The organism is Methyloversatilis sp. XJ19-49, assembly GCF_024580145.1.
GTDB lineage: Bacteria > Pseudomonadota > Gammaproteobacteria > Burkholderiales > Rhodocyclaceae > Methyloversatilis.
Genome location: NZ_JANINI010000015.1, coordinates 51,790 through 74,019 on the forward strand (window position 1 = coordinate 51,790; position 22,230 = coordinate 74,019).

The 22,230-nt window shown below is 63.9% G+C and carries 18 protein-coding genes; 12 read left to right on the top strand and 6 right to left on the bottom strand.

The features are described 5' to 3' along the window. Window positions 1-171: 171 nt before the first annotated feature. The 4 genes from fae to NMQ16_RS16595 are packed head-to-tail and all read right to left on the bottom strand — an operon-like array spanning window position 172 to window position 2,610. The gene (fae, locus tag NMQ16_RS16580) at window positions 172-708 is read right to left on the bottom strand and encodes a formaldehyde-activating enzyme (protein ID WP_069038461.1); all 537 of its coding nucleotides are present in this window, start codon (window positions 706-708) and stop codon (window positions 172-174) included. 60 nt (window positions 709-768) lie between these two features. Further along, window positions 769-1,182, bottom strand: coding sequence for an RNA-binding S4 domain-containing protein (locus NMQ16_RS16585; RefSeq protein ID WP_257082029.1), 414 nt, complete (start codon window positions 1,180-1,182; stop codon window positions 769-771). Between the two features lie 4 nt (window positions 1,183-1,186). Continuing rightward, entirely contained in the window at window positions 1,187-2,428 is a 1,242-nt protein-coding gene (gene lysA, locus NMQ16_RS16590; RefSeq protein ID WP_257082030.1) for a diaminopimelate decarboxylase, read from the bottom strand. Then, entirely contained in the window at window positions 2,425-2,610 is a 186-nt protein-coding gene (locus NMQ16_RS16595) for a lipoprotein (protein WP_257082031.1), read from the bottom strand. Before NMQ16_RS16595 ends, lysA begins: the two co-directional genes overlap by 4 nt. A 15-nt stretch (window positions 2,611-2,625) precedes the next feature. Here NMQ16_RS16595 and cyaY point away from each other — a divergent pair, with 15 nt between their 5' ends. Beyond that, on the top strand, window positions 2,626-2,946 hold the full coding sequence (gene cyaY / locus NMQ16_RS16600; protein ID WP_257082032.1) for an iron donor protein CyaY: 321 nt from the start codon (window positions 2,626-2,628) through the stop codon (window positions 2,944-2,946). Here cyaY and NMQ16_RS16605 read toward each other — a convergent pair. Further along, window positions 2,906-5,341 (bottom strand): penicillin-binding protein 1A, encoded by a 2,436-nt coding sequence (locus NMQ16_RS16605; protein WP_257082034.1) that lies wholly within the window; start codon window positions 5,339-5,341, stop codon window positions 2,906-2,908. The genes cyaY and NMQ16_RS16605 overlap by 41 nt on opposite strands. A 168-nt stretch (window positions 5,342-5,509) precedes the next feature. Between NMQ16_RS16605 and NMQ16_RS16610 the strand changes: the two genes are divergently transcribed. The 10 genes from NMQ16_RS16610 (at window position 5,510) to NMQ16_RS16655 (ending at window position 19,712) form a co-directional block, all read left to right on the top strand. Further along, window positions 5,510-6,589 carry a pilus assembly protein PilM gene (locus tag NMQ16_RS16610; RefSeq protein WP_223300301.1) on the top strand — a complete coding sequence of 360 codons (1,080 nt, stop codon included), beginning with the start codon at window positions 5,510-5,512 and terminating at the stop codon, window positions 6,587-6,589. Then, entirely contained in the window at window positions 6,586-7,161 is a 576-nt protein-coding gene (locus tag NMQ16_RS16615) for a PilN domain-containing protein (RefSeq protein ID WP_257082036.1), read from the top strand. Before NMQ16_RS16610 ends, NMQ16_RS16615 begins: the two co-directional genes overlap by 4 nt. Then, on the top strand, window positions 7,158-7,826 hold the full coding sequence (locus tag NMQ16_RS16620) for a type 4a pilus biogenesis protein PilO (RefSeq protein ID WP_257082037.1): 669 nt from the start codon (window positions 7,158-7,160) through the stop codon (window positions 7,824-7,826). Before NMQ16_RS16615 ends, NMQ16_RS16620 begins: the two co-directional genes overlap by 4 nt. 80 nt (window positions 7,827-7,906) lie before the next feature. Then, entirely contained in the window at window positions 7,907-8,350 is a 444-nt protein-coding gene (locus tag NMQ16_RS16625) for a pilus assembly protein PilP (protein ID WP_257082038.1), read from the top strand. Further along, on the top strand, window positions 8,347-10,467 hold the full coding sequence (locus tag NMQ16_RS16630; protein ID WP_257082039.1) for a type IV pilus secretin PilQ: 2,121 nt from the start codon (window positions 8,347-8,349) through the stop codon (window positions 10,465-10,467). Before NMQ16_RS16625 ends, NMQ16_RS16630 begins: the two co-directional genes overlap by 4 nt. 77 nt (window positions 10,468-10,544) lie before the next feature. Next, window positions 10,545-11,072, top strand: a complete 528-nt coding sequence (locus NMQ16_RS16635) for a shikimate kinase (RefSeq protein WP_257082040.1) — start codon at window positions 10,545-10,547, stop codon at window positions 11,070-11,072. Beyond that, on the top strand, window positions 11,060-12,148 hold the full coding sequence (gene aroB, locus NMQ16_RS16640; protein WP_257082042.1) for a 3-dehydroquinate synthase: 1,089 nt from the start codon (window positions 11,060-11,062) through the stop codon (window positions 12,146-12,148). Before NMQ16_RS16635 ends, aroB begins: the two co-directional genes overlap by 13 nt. Continuing rightward, window positions 12,141-13,262, top strand: coding sequence for a deoxyguanosinetriphosphate triphosphohydrolase (locus NMQ16_RS16645; protein WP_257082044.1), 1,122 nt, complete (start codon window positions 12,141-12,143; stop codon window positions 13,260-13,262). Before aroB ends, NMQ16_RS16645 begins: the two co-directional genes overlap by 8 nt. Window positions 13,263-13,563: 301 nt before the next feature. Beyond that, a complete protein-coding gene (gltB, locus tag NMQ16_RS16650) occupies window positions 13,564-18,231 on the top strand; it encodes a glutamate synthase large subunit (protein ID WP_257082045.1) in 4,668 nt (1,555 codons plus the stop codon). Window positions 18,232-18,245: 14 nt separating this feature from the next. Next, window positions 18,246-19,712 (top strand): glutamate synthase subunit beta, encoded by a 1,467-nt coding sequence (locus NMQ16_RS16655; protein ID WP_257082046.1) that lies wholly within the window; start codon window positions 18,246-18,248, stop codon window positions 19,710-19,712. 472 nt (window positions 19,713-20,184) lie between these two features. On the opposite strand, the gene NMQ16_RS16660 is transcribed toward NMQ16_RS16655, so the two are convergent. Then, on the bottom strand, window positions 20,185-20,700 hold the full coding sequence (locus tag NMQ16_RS16660; protein WP_257082047.1) for a DUF4124 domain-containing protein: 516 nt from the start codon (window positions 20,698-20,700) through the stop codon (window positions 20,185-20,187). Window positions 20,701-20,856: 156 nt separating this feature from the next. Between NMQ16_RS16660 and glmU the strand changes: the two genes are divergently transcribed. Continuing rightward, window positions 20,857-22,215 carry a bifunctional UDP-N-acetylglucosamine diphosphorylase/glucosamine-1-phosphate N-acetyltransferase GlmU gene (glmU, locus tag NMQ16_RS16665; RefSeq protein ID WP_257082048.1) on the top strand — a complete coding sequence of 453 codons (1,359 nt, stop codon included), beginning with the start codon at window positions 20,857-20,859 and terminating at the stop codon, window positions 22,213-22,215. Window positions 22,216-22,230 lie beyond the last annotated feature (15 nt).

Here is a 22,230-nt window from a genome sequence, read left to right on the forward strand (position 1 = left end):
GTGGTGTCGGCCCGAATGTCCATCGGCAGTCCTCCCTGCCTGACCAACGGCCAGGCTTCATTCATTCTGGATGCCGGTGGAGCTCAAAACAAGGTTGGCGTGAAAGCGTTCAGGCCGCAAAAAAAAGCCCCTGCACGCTGCAGGGGCTCTCGCTTGATGGACGCGTCGCGTTCAGGCGTCCGGGTCGTACATGCAGTGCTTGATCTTGTGGCGGTTGGCGATCAGCTCTTCCATCGTCGGCTTGCCGGTCATCGCACGCTGGATGGCCAGCTTCATCGCTTCGTAGTTGGTGCGGTACAGGTCCTTCATATCGAGGTTGGGGTCCTTGACCGCGTTCGGATCCAGCCACACCAGATCGATGATGACAAGTTCATCCACCAGCTCCTTCGGAATGACGCCTTCTGCGACGCTGTCGACGACTGCATCGGCGGTGGCCGACTGCACCACGCCGCCCAGCAGCTCCACAGTGCGCGAATTCTTGATCGTCACCTTGGGCACCATCATCGTCGCCGGCTTGGCCATCTGGTTGCAGTCGCGCACGGCCAGCATGCGGGTGTGGCCGGCCGTCTGACCCATCATCTGGGCGAAGGCCTGGCCGACCGGGCCGTCGATCGAACCGATGACGATTTCCGGCATGGCGTCAGTGAACTGACCTTCCTTGGCGAAGACGGTGGCTTCACCGATCTTCATCACGATACGTTCGGACATTTCGTTTCCTTTTCAACAGATCAAAAATCCGGTCTCCGCAAAACCCGGTCGGGCTGCAGCTCATTCGCCGCGAATTCTAGCGCGCAGGCGGTCGATTTCGCGGCGCTGTGTCTTGGTCGGCCGGCCGTGCAGGCCGACCGAAGGTTCCGGCTGCAACCGGCGCTGCTCGCGTGCTGCCTCGCGCGCCGCCACGCTTTCGGGCGTCTCTTCGTACAGCGTGCGTGCGACCTCGGCCGGGCCGCGCTTGCCCGACAGTGCCTGCACGATCACCGTGTAGCGCACCTCGCCGGTCTGGATGTCCAGACGGTCGCCGATGCGCACTTCCCGTGACGGTTTGGCGCGCGCCTCATTGAGCTGGATGCGGCCGGCGTCGATCGCGTCGGCCGCCAGCGTGCGTGTCTTGAAGAAACGGGCCGCCCACAGCCACTTGTCCAGCCGCAGCCGCTCGCGCGTGTCATCGTTCGGCCCGCTCATCGCATCACGGCAGCAGGCGCTCGCCCGCGTACAGGTCTTCGATGCGCTCGCGGGCGCGGATCAGGTGACAGGTGTCGCCATCCACCATGACTTCGGCCGCGCGGGCGCGCGTGTTGTAGTTCGAACTCATGGTCATGCCGTAGGCGCCGGCGGAAAAGATCGCCACCAGGTCTTCCGGCTCGACCGCCAGTTGGCGTGCGCGGCCGAGGAAGTCGCCGCTTTCGCACACCGGGCCGACCACGTCGTAGGTGTCGGGCGTGCCGTGCGGGCGCACTTCGGCGATGCGGTGGAATGCGTCGTACAGCGCCGGGCGGGCGAGGTCATTCATCGCCGCGTCGATGATGGCGAAGTTGCGGTCCTCTCCGCGCTTGAGGTACTCGACTTTCGACAGCAGCACACCGGCGTTGCCGACAAGCGAACGACCGGGTTCGAGCAGCAGCCTTTCCTTGCGACCGGCCAGCACGGACAGCAGGGGCGCGAGATAGTCGCGGGTAGCGGGTACCGCCTCGTCGTCATAGCGGATGCCGAGACCGCCGCCCAGATCGAGATGGCGCAGTTCGATGCCGTCACGGTTCAGTGCTTCGGCCAGTGCGACCACCTTGGCGGCTGCTTCGGCGACCGGCGCCGGATCGAGCAACTGCGAGCCGATGTGACAGGCGATGCCGCGGATGTCCAGCTGCGGCAGCTTCGCCGCGGCCAGATAGAGCGCGTGTGCGTCGGTGATCGGCACGCCGAACTTGTTGCACTTCAGGCCGGTGGAAATGTAAGGGTGCGTTTTCGGATCGACATCCGGATTCACGCGCAGCGCAATCGGGGCGCGCTTGCCGAGACGGCCGGCGACTTCGGCGAGGCGGTGCAGCTCGGGTTCGGATTCGACGTTGAAACAGTAGATGCCGTGTTCGAGCGCCGCGCGCATTTCATCGCGCGTCTTGCCGACACCGGAAAAGACGACCTTCGCCGGATCGCCGCCTGCCGCGATGACGCGTGCCAGTTCGCCGCCGGATACGATGTCGAAGCCGGTGCCAAGGCGCGCGAACAGATTCAGGATGGCGAGGTTCGAATTCGACTTTACCGCGTAGCACAGCATGGCGTCGCGCCCGGTCAGCGCCTTGGCGTAGGCTGCATGGGCGTCGGTCAGCGCTGCGCGGGAATAGACGAAGGTCGGGGTGCCGAACTCAGCGGCAATGCGTTCGAGCGAAATACCTTCGGCAAACAGGCTGCCATCGCGGGTTTCGAAGTGCTTCATTGCGCAGGCACCTTGCTATCATTCTTTGATGGCGCTACCGAAGCGGGCGCCGGTGTATCAGGGACTGCGGCCGCAGGTGGCCGCATCGTGTCCTTGGGCGGCAGAGTCAGGGGTCCCTTGGTGCCGCAACCTGCGAGTATCAGGGTCAGTGCGGCAATGCGCACGAGCGTGCTGGAAAACATGTCAGGTAGCCGGTAATGGATGAGAACGAATTTAACAAATTGGCCGATGCGACGCTGGCCGGGATCGAGCAGGCCGTGGAACGCAGCGGCGCCGACATCGACTATGAACTGCAGGCCGGCGGCGTTCTTGAGCTCGAATTCGCCAACGGCTCGAAAATGGTGATCAACAGGCATGGCGTCGCCCAGGAAATCTGGGTGGCGGCGCGCTCGGGCGGCTTTCATTTCCGGCCGCAAGACGGTCGCTGGATCGGTACGCGCGACGGCGCCGAGTTGATGCAGGCACTGGAAACCCTGCTCAGCCAGCAGGCCGGCGAACCGGTGCGCCTGATGCCCTGAAGTCGACTGCGCCGCCGAGCCCTGCAGACCCGGGAACGATGTGACCCGAGGGCGATGGTCCGGACGGCGACACAGGCACAGGTGGTGCCTCAGGCAGGATTTCTCCTTCCGACGCCGGGCCCTCGGGCTCGTCCGGAATCGATTCCGGCGCGGGCGGCATGTGTTCCTCGTACATCAGATCGGTGCGCGGATTGCCCTGCGCGTCCTCGCCGGCATTGATGCTGATGAGGCCGTCGGGCAACGGCAGGCGCTCCTCCGGAATGTCTTTCAGTGCGTGGCGCATGTAGTCCACCCACATCGGCAGCGCGGCAGAACCACCGGTCTCGCCACGGCCGAGCGAACGCGGTGTGTCGAAGCCTATCCATGCAACCGTGACATGCGACGGCTGATAACCGCAGAACCACGCATCGAGGTATTCGTTCGTTGTGCCCGTCTTGCCGGCAAGATCGCTGCGCTTGAGCTGCAATGCGCGCGTTGCGGTGCCACGGCGCACCACGTCCTGCATCAGGCTGTCCATCAGGTAAGCATTGCGCGCGTCGATCACGCGCTGTGATTCGTCATGCGGCGAGGTCGGCGTGAAACGCGCGAGCACTTTGCCGCTTCCGTCCTGTATCTCGCGCACCACGTACGGCTCGACCCGGAAGCCGCCGTTGGCGAATACCGCGTAGCCGGACGCCATCTGCCACGGCGTCACCGACCCGGCACCGAGTGCCATCGTCAGATACGGCGGGTGACGCGCCGCATCGAACCCGAAGCGCGTGATGTAGTCCTGCGCATAGCGCGGCCCGATCGAACGCAGCACGCGGATCGACACCATGTTCTTCGACTTGGCCAGCGCGGTTCTCAGCGAAATCGGTCCGTCGTACTTGCCATCATAGTTCTTGGGCTGCCAGCTCTGGCTGCCCGTTTCTCCCGCCGAGACGACGAGCGGCGTGTCTTCCTCGACCGTCGAAGGCGAGTAGCCCTTTTCGAGTGCGGCCGAATAGATGAAGGGCTTGAAGCTCGACCCCGGCTGACGCCAGCCCTGGGTCACGTGGTTGAACTTGCTGCGATTGAAGTCGAAGCCACCGACCAGCGCACGCACGGCACCATCGGCGCTGTCGATCGACAGCAGCGCCGCCTCGACCTCCGGCATCTGGGCGATCACCCAGCCCAGCTTGACATCCGGCATCACGCGCACCAGGGCACCGCGACGCAGCCGTCTTGCCGGCGGGGCCTTGTCGTCGAGCATCGAGCGGGCGAAGCGGATGGCGTCGGCGCCGAGCATGAGCACCTCGCCGCCGCGTTTGTAGACCTTGATCGCTGTCGGGCTGGCTTCAAGAACGACGCCCGCGTGCAGGCCGGCGGCGTCCGGCACGTCCTGCAGCAGGTCATCCAGCATTTCATCGTCATCGGCGACGACGTCCTTCAGGTCGATGAAGGCCTCGGCGCCCCGATAGCCGTGCCGGCGGTCGTAATCGAGCACGCCCTTGCGCACCGCCTCGATTGCCGCTGCCTGATCGGAGCGGCGTATCGTCGTGACGACACGCAGTCCGAGTCCGTAGGCATTCTCGCCAAATTTTTCGACCGCAATCTGGCGCGCCATCTCGGCCACGAAGTCCGCGCGCTGTTCAGACTGGGCACCGTCGCGGCGCACCGGCAGTTGCTGTTCGACCGCGGCCGTCCGCGTTGCGTCGTCGATGTAGCCGAGGTCCTTCATGCGGCGCAACACGTAGGCCTGACGCAGCGCGGCGCGCTTTGGATTGACGACCGGGTTGTATTTTGAAGGCGCCTTCGGCAGTCCGGCCAGCATCGCCGATTCCGCCACGCTAAGGTCTGCGAGGTTTTTGCCGAAATAGGCTCTGGACGCGGCAGCGAAGCCGTAGGCGCGTTGCCCCAGATAGATCTGGTTGATGTAGAGCTCGAGTATCTGGTCTTTAGTCAGGCTGTTCTCGATTTTGAATGCGAGCAGGGCTTCATAGACTTTGCGGCGCAGGGTGCGCTCGCTGGACAGGAAGAAGTTGCGCGCCACCTGCATGGTGATGGTGCTCGCGCCCTGACTCCGTCCGGAGGTGGTCATGTTGGACAGGGCGGCACGTGCGATGCCCACGTAGTCGATGCCGTAGTGCTGATAGAAGCGCTCGTCTTCGGCGGCGATGATGGCCTGCTTCAGCGAATCGGGAACCTGGGCGATCGGAACGACCGATCGACGCTCTTCACCGAACTCGCCGATCAGATGCCCGTCGGCGCTGTAGACGCGCAGCGGGATCTTGGGCCGGTAGTCGGTGAGGATGTCGAGTGACGGCAGTTGCGGGTAGGCAAGCAGCACGACGATCAACGCAAGCGCGGCGCCGATGAGCAGCAAGCCCGCGAGAGCAGCCAGCGGGTAGGTGAACCAGCGAAGGACGGGGGGCAAGAGGACGGATTTCCGGGCGGGCAACAAGCGTGAATTATAGCCGGCGGACCCGCAGAAGCTCCGCCTCGCGCCTACCCAAAATTTGTTTACTTGTCGATACCTTGCTGCTAGCATCTTAATGTAAATTGTGAGTATTGGGTCTAATTCACTGTCTTAAAAGGAAAAAGCTTGGCCTTCGACCTGTCGATTTTTAACCCGGGAGCGCGCCCTTTGCTGGGGTTGGACGTGTCGTCCTCGGCGGTCAAGCTGGTCGAGCTGTCGCGGACAGCGAAAGGCGAGCACCGCATCGAGCGCTATGCCACGGAAAACCTGCCGCGCGATTCGGTGGTGGATGGCAACATCGCCAAGCTCGATGACGTGGCAGACGCGGTCCGGCGAGCATGGAAGCGCATGGGCACCTCGACGCGAAATGTCGCGTTGGCGCTGCCTGCTGCGGCCGTCATCACCAAGAAGATCATCGTTCCGGCCAACCAGCGCGAACAGGAACTCGAAGTGCTGGTCGAGTCCGAGGCCAATCAATACATTCCTTTCCAGCTCGACGAGGTGAATCTCGACTTTCAGGTGGTCGGCCCGGCGCCGGGCAGCCCGGATGAAGTCGAGGTGCTGATCGCCGCATCGCGCAAGGAAAAGGTGGAAGACCGCGTAGCCATTGCAGAAGCAGCCGGTCTGCGCGCGGTGGTCGTCGATGTCGAGTCCTACGCCGCACAGGCCGCGTTCGAACTGGTCGAGAAGCAGTTGCCCGACGGCGGCAAGGACACCAACATCGTGCTGGTCGACGTCGGTGCCAATGTGATGAATGTGATCATCCTGCGCAACGACCAGCCGGTGTATTCCCGCGAGCAGGCTTTCGGTGGCTACCAGCTGACGCAGGACATCATGCGCAACTACGGCATGAGTCCGGAAGAAGCCGAGGCGGCAAAGCGCACCAACACGCTGCCGGAAAACTTCGAAAACGATCTGTTGCGCCCCTTCATGGACAATCTGGCGCTCGAAGTGTCGCGCGCGCTGCAGTTCTTCTTCACCTCGACGCAGTACAACAGCGTCGACCACATCGTGCTCGCAGGCGGCTGCGCCGTCATTCCGGGGCTCGATGAAGTGGTTGCCAACCGCACGCAGGTGGAAACACGCATCGCCAATCCGTTTGTTGATATGCAGCTGTCTTCTGCGGTCACCGCAAAGCGCCTGAGTCAGGATGCGCCGTCGCTGCTTGTCGCCTGCGGCCTCGCATTGAGGAGGTTCGACGCATGATACGGATCAACCTGCTTCCGCATCGCGAGGAGAAGCGCAAGGCAAGACGCCAGCAGTTCGTAGCGTTTTCCGGCGCGACACTGCTGTTCGGTGCGCTCATCGTCGGACTGGTGAATGGCGTGATCAATGGTTACGTGTCGGCGCAGGATGAAAAGAACGCCTTTCTGAAGACCGAAATCGCAGTGCTCGACAAGTCGATCGATGAAATCAAGCGTCTGCGCGAGCAGACCGACGCGCTGATCCAGCGCAAGCAGGTCATCGAGTCCTTGCAGGGCAACCGGTCCGAAGCGGTCGGCCTGTTCAACGAACTCGCCAAGAATGTGCCGGAAGGTGTTTACATCCGGAAGGTGTCGCAGCAAGGCGGGAAGATCAATCTGATCGGTTACGCGCAGTCGAACGCCCGCGTGTCAAGCCTGATGCGCAACCTCGAATCGTCGCCGCTGCTCGAGCGGCCGACGCTGGTGGAAATCAAGGGGGCGAACGTCGACAAGCGCCGCATGAACGAATTCAACCTCGATCTGCACATCACGCGGGCAGCGGACGAAACCGTCGCCAAAGGCAGGAAGACATGAAGGACATCCAGCTTCCGAAGATCGATCTGTCGCGCATCGGGGATGATTTCAAGAACCTTGATCCGAAGGATGTGGGCAACTGGGCGATCGTGCCGAAACTGGCAGTCCTGCTCGGCCTGTTGATCGCAGCAGTCGCTGCCGGCTGGTGGTTCCTGTGGGAGCCGCTGATGGTGGAACTGGAGCAGAAGCGCGCCGAAGAGCAGGCGCTCAAGGAGCAGTGGCTGCAAAAGAAAGGCGAAGCAGTCAATCTCGAACAGTATCAGCAGCAACTGAACGATATCGACCGGTCTTTCGGGGCCCTGTTGAAGCAGCTGCCGAACAAGGCGGAAATGGAATCGCTGCTGGTGGACATCAGTCAGGCCGGCCTGAGTCGCGGCCTGCAGTTCGAGATCTGGCGTCCGGGCAGCGAAGCGGTCAAGGATTTCTACGCCGAACTGCCGATCACGCTGCGGGTGACCGGCGGATATCACGATCTCGGCAGTTTCGCGGGTGACGTTGCCAAGCTGTCACGGATCGTCACGATCGGCTCGATCGGCATCGAATCGGGCAAGGATGGATTGCTGAAGATGGATGCGGTGGCGACCACTTACCGCTATCTGGACGAGGAAGAGCTGGCCCGCGTGAAACGCGAAAAGGCAGAGCGCGAAAAGGGGAACAAGAAGTGAAGCGCGCATTGACCCTCGCCATGCTGTGCAGTGGTCTGGTGGCCTGCGGTTCGGAGGACCATCAGGACCTGCGCGCATGGATGGAACAGAGCACCCAGGGGCTGAAGGGACAGGTCAAACCACTGCCCGAAATCAAGCCTTCGATCATTGTGGCCTACGAAACCGAGTCGCTGATCGATCCGTTCAGCCAGGCCAAGATCGAACCCGAGCGCAAGAAGGGCGGGGGCGGGGGCGGTGTGGGCCCGGATCTCGATCGCCGCAAGGAGCCGCTCGAGCAATACCCGCTTGATTCGCTTGCCATGGTCGGCGTGCTGCAGCAGGGCAAGGTCGCGTATGCGCTGATCAAGGCCGACGCGACATTGCACCGGGTCAGGTCAGGGAATTACATGGGTCAGAATTTCGGTGTCATCACGGCCATTGCGGATGACGGCATCACCCTCAAGGAAATCGTTCAGGACGCGGACGGCGAATGGGTCGAACGTACCAGTACGCTCCAGTTGCTGGAGCAGGAGACAAACAAATGAATTTCGTCCGCAAGATCGCATGCCTGATCGTGGCCCTTGGCGCAAGCCTGATACCCGTTGCTTCGCTTGCCCAGAGCCAGCCCAACAGCATCGAATCCATTCTGGTGTCGCAGCAAGGCGGTGAGGTGCTGATCAAGGTCACCACCAAAACCGAACTGACTGCGGTACCGGCCAACTTCAGCGTCGCATCGCCCGCGCGCGTCGCGTTCGATTTTCCCGCGACAGGCAATGCCGTGGGGCGCAATTCGCAGACCGTGAACGAGGCCCATCTGCGCAGCTACAACATCGTCGAAGTCGGTGATCGCACGCGTCTGGTGCTGAATCTGAACAAGCTGTCGCCGTTCAATACCCGCATTTCCGGGCGTGATCTCTACATCAGTCTCGCGATGCCGGCCAGTTCCGAGGCGGTTGCCCAGTCCGACAACGTGTCGCGCTTTGCCGAGCCGGGCGTGTCGCAGGACGCGCAGACGCTGCGCAACGTCGGGTTCCGTCGCGGCAAGGATGGCGAAGGCCGTGTGGTGGTCGAGCTGTCCGACCCGAATACCGGCATCGACATCCGTCAGCAGGGCGCCAAACTGGTCGTCGAGTTCCTGCGCGCTTCGGTGGCCGACGAATTCCTGAAGCGCTACGACGTGACCGATTTCGGCACGCCGATCACCCAGATGGAAGTCGTGCGCTCGGGCGCCAACACGCGCCTCACCGTGACGCCGACCGGCCTGTGGGAGCACAACGCCTACCAGAGCGAGAATCAGTTCATCCTCGAAGTGAAGCGGCTGGTCGAAGATCCGAACAAGCTGGTTCAGGGCAGCAAGCCCGGCTACCAGGGCGAAAAGCTGTCGCTGAACTTCCAGAACATCGACGTCCGTTCGGTGCTTCAGGTGATTGCCGACTTCACCGACAACAACATCATCACGTCTGACACGGTGGGCGGTTCACTCACCCTGCGTCTGAAGGATGTGCCGTGGGATCAGGCGCTCGACATCATTCTCGACGCCAAGGGCCTCGACAAGCGCAAGACCGGAAACGTGATCTGGATCGCGCCTCGCGACGAACTGTCGGCCAAGGAAAAACTTGCTCTGGAAAGCCAGCAGCAGGTCAGCGAACTCGAGCCGCTGCGCACCGAAACCTTCCAGTTGAACTATCACAAGGCCGATGTGCTGCACAAGGCGATCACCGACGACAAGGACAAGCGTTTCCTGTCCAAGCGGGGTTCGATCGTTATGGACGTGCGCACCAACAAGCTGATCGTGACCGATATTCCCAGCCGCCTTGAGGACATCCGCCGCATCCTGAGCGAACTCGACATCGCCACCCGCCAGGTGCTGATCGAAGCGCGCATCGTCGAAGCGAACGAAGACTTCGCCAAGAACCTGGGTGCGCGTCTGGGTCTGAACCAGGCACAGTCGGGATCGGTGCAACTTGGACGTGCCGGTTTGAACATCGGAGGTTCTTCACTGGCGACCGGCTTCCAGACCGGTCAGGTCCAGACGCAGCCCAACTTCACGACGGATTCGCTGGGCGTCAATCTGCGTGCGTCGAACATCAGCGGCCGCTCGCCGGGCCAGCTGTCGTTCGTGCTGTTCAACTCGGCGGCCACCCGCTTCCTGAACCTCGAACTGTCCGCGCTTGAACAGGACGGCAAGGGCAAGGTGATTTCGAGTCCGCGTGTCATGACCTCCGACCAGAACGAAGCACTGATCGAGCAGGGCGTCGAAATTCCGTACCAGCAGGCCACCAGCTCCGGCGCGACCAGCATTTCCTTCCGCAAGGCCAATCTGATGTTGAAAGTGAAGCCGCAGATCACGCCGGATGGCCGCGTACAGATGGCGCTCGACATCAACAAGGACACGCCCAACACCCAGCTGGCAACCGGCGCCGGTGTGGCCATCGACACCAAGCACGTCAAGACCGATGTGCTGGTCGAGAACGGCGGCACGGTGGTGATTGGCGGCATCTATACCCAGGAAGAACGCCGCACCCAGTCGCGCGTGCCGTTCCTCGGCGACCTGCCGTATGTCGGTTTCCTGTTCCGCAACACGGAAACCCGCGACAACCGCGCCGAGCTGCTCATCTTCGTGACACCGCGCATCGTCAGCGACAACCTCACGCTGCGCTGATCCTGAATCCACCTGAGGGGCGGCCCCGAACGTGAGGCCGTCGGCCGGGGCGGGCGGGCACTGCTAGAATCCGGCCCGTGGAACACAGCGACAACATCATTCTCGTCGGCCTGATGGGCGCCGGCAAAACCACGGTCGGACGGCAGCTTGCGCGACGCCTGCGCAAGCGCTTTGTCGACTGCGATCACGAGATCGAAGCGCGCACCGGCGTCAGCATCCCGACGATCTTCGAAATCGAGGGCGAGGCGGGTTTCCGCCGGCGCGAAAGCGCAGTGATCGAATCACTCGCCCAGGACTCCGGTCTGGTGCTCGCCACCGGTGGCGGCGCAGTGCTCGACCCGATGAACCGCAAACACCTGAAGGCCGGCGGCTGGGTCGTCTATCTCGATGTCCCCCCCGACGTGCTCTGGCACCGCACCCGCGGCGACCGCAACCGTCCGTTGCTGCAGGTCGATGACCCGCGCGCGCGGGTGCGCGAACTGCACGGCATCCGCGATCCGCTGTACCGTGAAGTGGCGGATTTCATCGCCGAAAGCGGGCACGGCAGCCCGCTCACCATCGTCCGTCAACTTGAACGGGAATACCTGAGCCGATGCGCAGCCTGAACGTCGCCCTTGATGAACGCGCCTACGACATCCACATCGGTCGCGGCCTGATCGATCGCGGCGACCTGCTGGCGTCGGTGCTCAAACGCAAGCGCGCGGTCGTCATCAGCAATGAGGTGGTCGCACCGCTGTACGCCGCGCGTGTGCTCGCCGCGCTCGATTCGGTCGATGTCGCCCACCAGTTGGTGGTGCTTCCCGACGGCGAGGCGCACAAGGACTGGCCGACGTTGAACCTCATTTTCGACGCGCTGCTCGGCGCCCGGGTCGAACGTTCGACGACGCTGATCGCGCTGGGTGGCGGCGTCATCGGCGACATGGTCGGCTTCGCTGCGGCAACCTATCAGCGCGGCGTGCCCTTCATCCAGGTGCCGACCACGCTGCTGTCGCAGGTGGATTCCAGCGTCGGCGGCAAGACCGCCATCAATCACCCGCTCGGCAAGAACATGATCGGCGCCTTCCATCAGCCAAAGCTGGTGCTGGCCGACATCGATACGCTCGACACGCTGCCGGAGCGTGAATTGAAGGCCGGCCTGGCCGAAGTGATCAAGTACGGCCTGATCCGCGACCGCGAATTCTTCGACTGGCTCGAGATCAACATGCCGCGCCTGCTGGCGCGCGACACCGACGCGCTGGCGTTTGCCATCGAACGCTCCTGCCGCAACAAGGCCGAGGTGGTGATCGAAGACGAAACCGAAACCGGTGTGCGGGCGCTGCTCAATCTCGGCCATACCTTCGGCCACGCGATCGAAACCGGTCTTGGCTACGGCGAATGGCTGCACGGCGAAGCCGTTGCCGCCGGCACGCTGATGGCGGCCGAGCTTTCGCGCCGGCTGGGCTGGCTGGGTGACGCCGACATCGCGCGCATCCGCGGCATTCACGAAGCAGCCGGCCTGGCGCTGCGTGGCCCGCGCCTGGGTGTCGACCGTTATCTCGAACTGATGTCGCACGACAAGAAGGTCGAAGCCGGCAAGCTGAGACTGGTGCTGCTGCGTGCCATCGGCGACGCCGTGGTGTGGGGCGACGCGACGCGGCCTGACGTCGCATCGGCGATCGAACAGTGTTGCGCCGATGTCTGAGCTGGCTCCGTACGCCGCACGTGAAGACAATTCGCTGGGCCGTGTGCACCCCGAAGAGGCGCCGTCGGAGCGCAGCCAGTTCCAGCGCGACCGCGACCGCATCATCCACAGCACCGCGTTCCGCCGCCTCGAATACAAGACGCAGGTGTTCGTCAATCACGAGGGTGATCTCTTTCGCACGCGGCTGACCCACAGCATCGAAGTGGCGCAGATCGCCCGCTCGATCGCGCGCGCGCTGCGGGTAAATGAGGATCTGGTCGAGGCGATTTCGCTGTCGCACGACCTCGGACATACGCCATTCGGCCACGCCGGCCAGGACGCACTGAACGAGTGCATGCGCGAACACGGCGGCTTCGAGCACAACCTGCAGAGCCTGCGCACGGTTGATCTGCTGGAAGAGCGCTACGGCGCCTTCGACGGGCTGAACCTCACGTTCGAAACGCGCGAAGGCATCCTGAAACACTGCTCGCCGGCTCGCGCAAAAGACCTCGGCGATCTGGGTCGGCGCTTCATCGAGCGCACCCAGCCGACCATCGAGGCGCAGATCTGCAATCTGGCCGACGAAATCGCCTACAACAATCACGATGTCGACGATGGTCTGCGCTCCGGCCTGATCACGCTCGACCAGCTGGAAGAGGTGCCGGTGTTCGCGCGCTACCGGCGCGAAGTGCTCGATCGGTACCCGCAGATCACCGGCCGGCGCCTGATCCACGAAACGATCCGGCGCATGATCAATGCGCAAGTCGTTGATCTGGTCGCCGAAACCCGTTCCCGCATCGCGGCGGCTGCGCCGGAGTCGATCGAAGACGTGCGCGGCGGGCCGGAACTCGTTGCCTACAGTGACGCCATGCGGGCGGAACAGCGCACCCTGAAGCAGTTCCTGCGCGACGAGCTGTACCGCCATTATCAGGTGCTGCGGATGACGGCCAAGGCGCGGCGCATCGTGGCCGAACTGTTCGGCGCCTTCCACGGCGATCCGAAGTTGCTGCCGCCGCAGTACCAGTCCATGGCGAAGGACGACCGCGCACGCGCCATCGCCGATTACATCGCCGGCATGACCGACCGTTACGCCATGCGCGAACACCGCCGGCTGTTTGCCGTGGGCGACATCTGAAGCGACCGCCGCATGCCGCGCCTCACGCCAGATTCCGTCACGTTTTGATGCACCGCGGAACGAGTATTGTCTGCAGCCGTGCATGTCCGTATACTCCGTCGTCCACCCCAAAAGTGCCCGGAGCGGCTTCAGCGTTGAAGCGGCCAGGCCACCCGAGCCGGTGCCCACATCGTCCCGCCGTCAGGCGATGATCGTGGAAGCCGGCTTTTTCACGGGCTTGGAGGTGCGAATTCCCGCAGTGCGACAGGCCGCAGGGCCGGTTCCGTGCGCGGTTGGCAAACGAGTTCCGAGGACGAATGCAATGGGTCTTCCCCATACTCAAGGTCTGTACGACCCCGAAAACGAGCACGATGCATGTGGTGTGGGTTTCGTTGCGAACATCAAGAATCGCACGTCGCACGACATCATCGAAAAGGGTCTGCTGATCCTGAAGAATCTCGACCATCGGGGTGCCACCGGTTACGACCCGATGCTCGGTGACGGTGCCGGCATCCTGATCCAGCTGCCCGACGCGCTGCTGCGCGACGAAGCCGGCAAACTCGGCATCACGCTGCCCGCCGCCGGCGATTACGCCTGCGGAACCGTTTTCCTGCCGCAATCCGCCAATGGCGCCGCCGCCTGTGAATCGGTCGTCGCGCGCATCATCCACGAAGAAGGCCTGACCTTCCTCGGCTGGCGCGATCTGCCGCGCGACAGCAGCGTGCTGGCCGAAGCGGCCCGCGCCATGGAGCCGCAGATGCGCCAGGTGCTGATCGGCCGCCCGGACACCGTGGCCGACCAGACCGCCTTCGAACGCAAGCTGTTCGTCGTGCGCAAGCGCGTCGAACATGCGGTGCGCGCGCTCAAGCTGTCCGACGTCGGTCAGTTCTACATTCCGTCGCTGTCGTCGCGCACGATCGTTTACAAAGGCATGCTGCTGGCCAACCAGGTAGGCGAGTACTTCCTCGACCTGCAGGACAGTCGTGCGACGTCCGCGCTGGCCCTCGTACACCAGCGCTTCTCGACCAACACCTTCCCGACCTGGGATCTGGCACACCCCTTCCGCATGATTGCCCACAACGGTGAAATCAACACCGTGCGCGGCAACATCAACTGGATGAAGGCGCGCCAGAAGTCGATGAAGTCGGCTGCACTGGGCCAGGATCTCGACAAGCTGTGGCCGCTGATCGACGAAGGCGGTTCCGATTCGGCGTCGTTCGACAACGCGCTCGAATTGCTCGTGATGGGCGGCTATTCGCTGGCCCACGCCATGATGATGCTGATCCCGGAAGCCTGGGCCGGCAATCCGCTGATGGACGAAGAACGCCGCGCGTTCTACGAATTCCATGCCGCGATCATGGAGCCGTGGGACGGTCCGGCCGCCGTGGCCTTCACCGACGGCCGCCAGATCGGTGCCACGCTCGACCGCAACGGCCTGCGCCCGGCGCGTTTCCTGGTCACCGACGACGACATGGTCGTCATGGCGTCCGAAATGGGCGTGCTGCCGATTCCGGACGAACGCATCATCCAGAAATGGCGCCTGCAGCCGGGCAAGATGTTCATGATCGACCTCGAAAAGGGCGCGATCATCGAAGACGGCGCGCTCAAGCACGAACTGTCTACCGAATACCCGTACGACAAGTGGATCACCGATTCGCGCTTCTTCCTGACCGAACTGGAAGAGGTTGAGTACGCGAACAGCCGCACTGAAACCCTGCTCGACACGCAGCAGGCCTTCGGCTACACCCAGGAAGACATCAAGTTCATCCTCGCGCCGATGGCGTCGGCCGGCGAAGAAGCCGTCGGTTCGATGGGCAACGACTCGACGCTGCCGGTGCTGTCCGACCGCAACAAGCCGCTGTACAGCTACTTCAAGCAGCTGTTCGCGCAGGTGACCAATCCGCCGATCGACCCGATCCGCGAAGAAATCGTCATGTCACTCGCGTCCTTCATCGGCCCGCGTCCGAACCTGATGGGCGTGGCCGACAACGAAGACGGCCTGACACCGCGCCTCGAACTGACCCAGCCGGTGCTGACCAACCAGGATCTGATGCGCCTGCGCGACATCGAACGCCTGACCGGCGGCAAGTACCGCTCGCTGGTGCTCGACATGACCTATCCGGCCGCCGAGGGCGCAGCCGGTTGCGAAGCCACCCTACAGCGCCTGCAGAACGCAGCCGAAAAGTCGGTCGCCGACGGTTTCAACATCGTGCTGCTGTCCGACCGCGCCGTGTCGCGCGAGCGTGTCGCCGTCCCCGCGCTGCTCGCCACGTCCGCCGTGCATCACCATCTGGTGCGCAAGGGCCTGCGCACGTTGACCGGTCTGGTCATCGACACCGGTTCGGCGCGCGAAACCCACCACTTCGCGCTGCTCGCCGGTTACGGCGCCGAGGCGATCTGTCCGTGGCTGGCCTTCGACACCATCGCCGAAATTTCCAATGAGCTGCCGTCCGGGCTGTCGACCAAGGAAGCGTCGAAGCGCTTCATCAAGGCGGTCGGCAAGGGCCTGAACAAGGTCATGTCCAAGATGGGCATTTCGACCTATCAGTCCTACAGCGGCGCGCAGATTTTCGAAGCCATCGGCCTCAACTCGGCCTTCGTGAAGCGCTACTTCACCGGCACCGCCACCCAGGTCGAAGGCATCGGCCTGGCGGAAGTCGCCGAAGAAGCCCTACGCACGCACACCCAGGCCTTCGGCAACGACCCGGTGCTGGCCAATGCGCTGGATGCCGGCGGCGAGTACGCCTTCCGCATCCGCGGCGAAGAGCACATGTGGACGCCGGACGCGATCGCCAAGCTGCAGCACTCGACGCGTGCCAACAAATACGACACGTACAAGGAATACGCGAAGATCATCAACGACCAGACGAAGCGTCACATGACGCTGCGCGGCCTGTTCGACATCAAGCCGGCCGGCCCGCCGGTGCCGCTGTCCGAAGTCGAACCGGCGGCGGAAATCGTCCGTCGTTTCGCCACCGGCGCCATGTCGCTCGGCTCGATCTCCACCGAAGCGCACACCACGCTGGCCATTGCGATGAACCGCATCGGCGGCAAGTCGAACACAGGTGAGGGCGGCGAAGATCCGATCCGCTTCAAGCCGGTGACCGAAGACACCACGCTCGACAAGCTGATCGGTTCGTCGCGTGTCGAAGTCGCGCTGCCGCTGAAGAAGGGCGATTCGCTTCGCTCGAAGATCAAGCAGGTCGCGTCCGGCCGTTTCGGCGTCACCGCCGAATATCTGGCCAGCGCCGACCAGCTGCAGATCAAGATGGCACAGGGTGCCAAGCCGGGCGAGGGCGGGCAGCTGCCCGGCCACAAGGTGTCGGAATACATCGGCTTCCTGCGTCACTCGGTGCCGGGTGTCGGCCTGATTTCGCCGCCGCCGCACCATGACATCTATTCGATCGAAGATCTGGCACAACTGATCCACGACCTGAAGAACTCGAATCCGCAGGCTTCGGTGTCGGTCAAGCTGGTGTCGGAAATCGGTGTCGGCACCGTGGCCGCAGGCGTCTCCAAGGCCAAGGCCGACCACGTCGTGATCGCCGGTCACGACGGCGGCACAGGTGCCAGCCCGATTTCGTCGATCAAGCACTGCGGCACGCCGTGGGAACTCGGCCTGGCCGAAACCCAGCAGACGCTGGTGCTGAACCGCCTGCGTGGCCGCATCCGCGTGCAGGCTGACGGCCAGATGAAGACCGGTCGCGATGTGCTGATCGGTGCGCTGCTGGGCGCCGATGAATTCGGTTTCGCCACCGCGCCGCTGGTCGTCGAAGGCTGCATCATGATGCGCAAGTGCCATCTGAACACCTGCCCGGTCGGCGTCGCGACCCAGGATCCGGTGCTGCGCAAGAAATTCACCGGCCAGCCCGAACACGTCGTCAATTTCTTCTTCTTCGTCGCCGAAGAAGTGCGCGAATTGATGGCGTCGATGGGTATCCGCAAGTTCGAAGACCTGATCGGCCGCGCCGACCTGCTCGACACGCGTGCCGGCATCGAACACTGGAAGGCGCGCGGGCTCGACTTTTCGCGCATCTTCTTCATGCCGCCGGTACCGGCCGAGGTATCGCGCTGCCATTCGGAAACGCAGGACCACGGTATCGACCGCGCGCTCGACCATGCGCTGATCGCCAAGGCGAAGGACGCCATCGAAACCGGCAAGCCGGTGGTCATCGAATCACCGATCACCAACGTGAACCGCACCGCCGGCACCATGCTGTCGCACGCCGTGGCCAGCAAGTACGGCCACGCCGGCCTGCCCGACGGCACCATCACGGTGAAGCTCGCCGGCACTGCCGGCCAGAGCTTCGGCGCCTTCGTCGCACGCGGCATCACGCTGGAACTGACCGGCCAGGGCAACGACTACGTCGCCAAGGGCCTGTCCGGCGGCCGCATCATCATCAAGCCGAGCGATGCGTTCCGCGGCAAGGCCGAACAGAACATCATCGTCGGCAATACCGTGCTGTACGGTGCGATCGAAGGCGAGTGCTACTTCCGCGGCGTGGCCGGCGAACGCTTCGCGGTGCGTAATTCTGGCGCCATCGCGGTGGTCGAAGGCACCGGTGACCACGGCTGCGAATACATGACCGGCGGCACCGTGGTCGTGCTCGGCCAGACCGGGCGCAACTTCGCCGCCGGCATGTCGGGCGGCGTGGCCTACGTGCTCGACGAGGACGGCAGCTTCGCCAAACGCTGCAACATGTCCATGGTCGAAATCGACGCCCTCAGCGGTGATCTGGCGGACGACGCCGACATCGACGTGATCGGTCGCGCGGTGGTGAACCATGTCGACATGTGCGACGAAGAGATCATCCGTCGCCTGGTCACCCGTCACCTGCACTTCACCGGCTCGGCGCGCGCGCGCGACGTGCTCGACAACTGGGCGCAGTGGCGCGCGAAGTTCGTCAAGGTGATGCCGATCGAATACCGTCGCGCGCTGCGCGAAATGGCTGCCAAGGCGGAAGCGCCCAGCGCAGCCCTGGCCAAGTAACAGGAACACGAGTCATGGGAAAGTCCACCGGTTTTCTTGAATTCCAGCGCCTGTCCGAGGCGTCGCTGCCGGTCGCCGAGCGCGTCCACAACTACCGCGAATTCGTGCTGCACCTCAGTGACGAAGAAGCCAGGGTGCAGGGTGCGCGCTGCATGGACTGCGGCATTCCGTTCTGCAACAACGGCTGTCCGGTCAACAACATCATTCCCGACTTCAATGACCTGGTGTATCGCCAGGACTGGAAGCAGGCGATCGATGTGCTGCATTCGACCAACAACTTTCCGGAATTCACCGGCCGCATCTGTCCGGCGCCGTGCGAAGCCGCCTGCACGCTGACCATCAACAGCGACGCGGTGGGCATCAAGTCGATCGAGCACGCCATCATCGACAAGGCCTGGGAAATGGGCTGGGTCGTACCGCAGCCGCCGGCCGCCAAGACCGGCAAGAAGGTGGCTGTAGTCGGCTCCGGCCCGGCGGGTCTGTCGGTGGCGCAGCAACTGGCCCGCGTCGGTCACGACGTGACCGTGTTCGAGAAGAACAACCGCGTCGGCGGCCTGCTGCGTTACGGCATCCCCGACTTCAAGATGGAAAAGTCGCACATCGATCGTCGCGTCGCGCAGATGGAAGCCGAAGGGGTCACCTTCCGCACCGGCGTGCGCATCGGTGATCTGCCGGAAGGCTCTCCGGTGCACAGCGACGCCGCAACGGTCATCAGCCCGGCGCAGTTGAACGCCGAGTTCGACGCCGTCGTGCTGGCGGGCGGTGCCGAACAGCCGCGCGACCTGCCGGTGCCGGGTCGCGACCTCGACGGCGTGCATTTCGCGATGGACTTCCTGCCGCTGCAGAATCGCGTCGTCGCCGGCGACACCGTGCCGAACCAGATCATGGCCACCGGCAAGCACGTCGTCGTGATCGGTGGCGGCGACACCGGTTCGGACTGCGTCGGCACGTCGAACCGCCACGGCGCAGCCAGCGTCAGCCAGTTCGAACTGCTGCCGCAGCCGCCGGAAGCCGAGAACAAGCCGCTGGTGTGGCCGTACTGGCCGGTCAAGCTGCGCACATCCTCGAGCCACGAAGAAGGCTGCGAGCGTGACTGGGCGGTCGCGACCAAGGAATTCATCGGCGAGAACGGCAAGGTCAAGAAGCTCAAGGCCGTCCGCGTCGAATGGAAAGACGGTCGCATGCAGGAGGTGCCGGGCTCGGAAACCCTGATGGACGCCGACCTCGTGCTGCTCGCGATGGGCTTCGTCAGCCCGGCTGCCAGCATCCTCGACAGCTTCGGCGTCGACAAGGACGCCCGCGGCAATGCAAAGGCCACGACCGACGGTGACGGCTGCTACGCGACCAGCGTGCCCAAGGTGTTCGCCGCCGGCGACATGCGTCGCGGCCAGTCGCTCGTCGTGTGGGCGATCCGTGAAGGTCGTCAGTGCGCCCGCGAAGTGGATCAATTCCTGATGGGTTCATCGACCTTGCCACGCTGATCGTCCGCCCTTCCCGGATTGCCCTGCGGGCGAAAGGGAAACATCGGCCGACCGGTCTCTGTTTAGATGGGCGGTAGTGGAGCAGCCCCTGTGGGAGCGGCGGCCTCGCCGCGATCGGCGCGTTGATCAGCGATCATCGCGGTATCGATCGCGGCGAGGCCGCCGCTCCCACAGCAAGCTCCCACAGCAAGCTCCCACAGCAAGCTCCCACAGCAAGCTCCCACAGCAAGCTCCCACAGCAAGCTCCCACAGCAAGCTCCCACAGCAAGCTCCCACAGCAAGCTCCCACAGCAAGCTCCCACAGCAAGCTCCCACAGCAAGCTCCCACAGCAAGCTCCCACAGCAAGCTCCCACAGCAAGCTCCCACAGCAAGCTCCCACAGCAAGCTCCCACAGCAAGNAGCTCCTACAAGACGCCGGTCTCCCGCCTCAACCTGGGCAGACGCCTGAGAAATGGCCGGATCAAGCTTTCGCTACGGCAACTTCCGCATCAACATCGGCCGCTCGGCCGGTTGTGCGGGGGGGCGGATCGGCGGGTACAGCGGCTGGGTCGGGAAATGGCGTCGCACGATGCGCGGCGGCACGCCATAAAGGCTGTCTTCGAGCACGGCCGGGTCGTCGCAATCCACCCGGCGTTGGGCTTCACAGCGCTTTCTCGCCGCGAGGCGGGCGCTTTCTTCCTGTTCGCGGGTTTCGGCGGCCTGGTTGGCGGATTGCTGACGCAGCGCCTGTTCGACCTCATCGCGTACCGCGTTGCGATCCAGATTCGCGGGTGCGCCCGGCGCAGCCGGTGCGTCGGCCGTCGCGCCCGGTGGTCGCGTCACCTTGAGCGGATCTACCGTCGGGACCGGTGTCGAACGCACGCCGGCTGGCGGCGTGTGACCGTAGTTGATCACCCCGTTTTCGTCCTTCCAGCGATGCACCGTGTCGGCGGTCGCAATCGTGCTGAAAGAAATCAGCGCGGCGATGTAAAGCGATCCGTATCTCATGTCGTAAGTACTCGAAGCCATAGCCTTCATTGGTCCGCATGCGCGGGTGCAGGTTGCATGATCGGTGCACTTTCCAGGCTGTGCGAGAACTGCTGCGCAGCAGGCCAATGTCCCCCAATGCTAGAGTTGATGCGGTTTTCCGCTACAGGGTGTCCGATGCAGATTGTTATCCTCGCCGCCGGTCAGGGCAAGCGCATGCGTTCCGCGCTGCCCAAGGTGTTGCAACCGCTTTCCGACCGCCCGCTGCTCGGGCATGTACTGCGAACCGCGGCTTCGTTGCAGCCCTCGCGCACCTGTGTGGTGTATGGCCATGGCGGTGACGCCGTACGTGCCGCCTTCCCCGATCTGCAGGTCGACTGGGCGCTGCAGGCCGAACAACTGGGTACCGGCCATGCCGTGATGCAGGCGCTGCCGGTGCTGTCGCGCGAAGAACCGGTACTCATCCTCTATGGCGACGTGCCGCTGCTGCGCGCCGACACGCTGGTCAAGCTGGCCGAAGCGGCCGGCGACGGCAAGCTGGGCATCCTCACCGTCACGCTCGACGACCCCACCGGCTACGGCCGCATCGTGCGCGATGCCGCCGGGCGCATCGTGCGCATCGTCGAACAGAAGGACGCGACCGAGGGCGAACGCAAGATCCACGAAGTGAACACCGGCATCATGGTGGTGCCCGGCGCAAGGCTGGCCGGATGGCTCACCCATCTGTCGAACGACAACGCGCAGCGCGAGTACTACCTGACCGACGTGGTCGCCGCAGCCGTGCGCGACGGCGTACCCGTGGTGAGCACACAGCCGGCGCGGGTTTCGGAAACGCTCGGCGTGAACGACAAGGCGCAACTGGCCGACCTCGAACGCACCCATCAACGCGAAAACGCCGAACGCCTGCTGAACGAGGGCGTTACGCTGCGCGACCCGGCGCGCATCGACGTGCGCGGTGAGCTCGTGTGCGGTCGCGACGTCGAGATCGACATCGGTTGCATCTTCGAAGGCCGCGTCGAGCTGGGCGACGGCGTCGTCGTCGGCGCCCACTCGGTGCTGCGCAACGTCACCATCGCCGCCGGCACGCGCATCGCGCCGTTCTGCCACTTCGACGACGCCACCGTCGGCGCCGGCTGCCAGCTCGGCCCGTACGCCCGCCTGCGCCCCGGCGCCAGGCTGGCCGAAGACGTGCACATCGGCAATTTCGTCGAGGTGAAAAACAGCGACATCGCCGCCCACAGCAAGGCCAACCACCTGGCCTACGTCGGCGACGCCACCGTCGGCAGCCGCGTGAACATCGGTGCCGGCACCATCTGCTGCAATTACGATGGCGCGAACAAATTCCGCACCGTGATCGAAGACGATGTGTTCATCGGCTCCGACACCCAGCTCGTGGCGCCGGTCACCGTCGGCCGCGGTGCCACGCTGGGCGCAGGGACCACGCTGACCCAGGACGCACCGCCGGGCCAGCTCACGATTGCCCGCGCCCGCCAGATCACGATCACCGGCTGGACCCGGCCGGTGAAGAAGAAGTAACGCTTTTCCCTACCC

What these genes read in the sequence shown, in the direction of transcription:
- fae (WP_069038461.1), bottom strand. Translation starts at nt 708, where the DNA reads ATGTCCGAACGTATCGTGATGAAGATCGGTGAAGCCACCGTCTTCGCC.
- NMQ16_RS16585 (WP_257082029.1), bottom strand. Translation starts at nt 1,182, where the DNA reads ATGAGCGGGCCGAACGATGACACGCGCGAGCGGCTGCGGCTGGACAAG.
- lysA (WP_257082030.1), bottom strand. Translation starts at nt 2,428, where the DNA reads ATGAAGCACTTCGAAACCCGCGATGGCAGCCTGTTTGCCGAAGGTATT.
- NMQ16_RS16595 (WP_257082031.1), bottom strand. Translation starts at nt 2,610, where the DNA reads ATGTTTTCCAGCACGCTCGTGCGCATTGCCGCACTGACCCTGATACTC.
- cyaY (WP_257082032.1), top strand. Translation starts at nt 2,626, where the DNA reads ATGGATGAGAACGAATTTAACAAATTGGCCGATGCGACGCTGGCCGGG.
- NMQ16_RS16615 (WP_257082036.1), top strand. Translation starts at nt 6,586, where the DNA reads ATGATACGGATCAACCTGCTTCCGCATCGCGAGGAGAAGCGCAAGGCA.
- NMQ16_RS16620 (WP_257082037.1), top strand. Translation starts at nt 7,158, where the DNA reads ATGAAGGACATCCAGCTTCCGAAGATCGATCTGTCGCGCATCGGGGAT.
- NMQ16_RS16625 (WP_257082038.1), top strand. Translation starts at nt 7,907, where the DNA reads ATGGAACAGAGCACCCAGGGGCTGAAGGGACAGGTCAAACCACTGCCC.
- NMQ16_RS16630 (WP_257082039.1), top strand. Translation starts at nt 8,347, where the DNA reads ATGAATTTCGTCCGCAAGATCGCATGCCTGATCGTGGCCCTTGGCGCA.
- aroB (WP_257082042.1), top strand. Translation starts at nt 11,060, where the DNA reads ATGCGCAGCCTGAACGTCGCCCTTGATGAACGCGCCTACGACATCCAC.
- NMQ16_RS16645 (WP_257082044.1), top strand. Translation starts at nt 12,141, where the DNA reads ATGTCTGAGCTGGCTCCGTACGCCGCACGTGAAGACAATTCGCTGGGC.
- gltB (WP_257082045.1), top strand. Translation starts at nt 13,564, where the DNA reads ATGGGTCTTCCCCATACTCAAGGTCTGTACGACCCCGAAAACGAGCAC.
- NMQ16_RS16655 (WP_257082046.1), top strand. Translation starts at nt 18,246, where the DNA reads ATGGGAAAGTCCACCGGTTTTCTTGAATTCCAGCGCCTGTCCGAGGCG.
- NMQ16_RS16660 (WP_257082047.1), bottom strand. Translation starts at nt 20,700, where the DNA reads ATGAGATACGGATCGCTTTACATCGCCGCGCTGATTTCTTTCAGCACG.
- glmU (WP_257082048.1), top strand. Translation starts at nt 20,857, where the DNA reads ATGCAGATTGTTATCCTCGCCGCCGGTCAGGGCAAGCGCATGCGTTCC.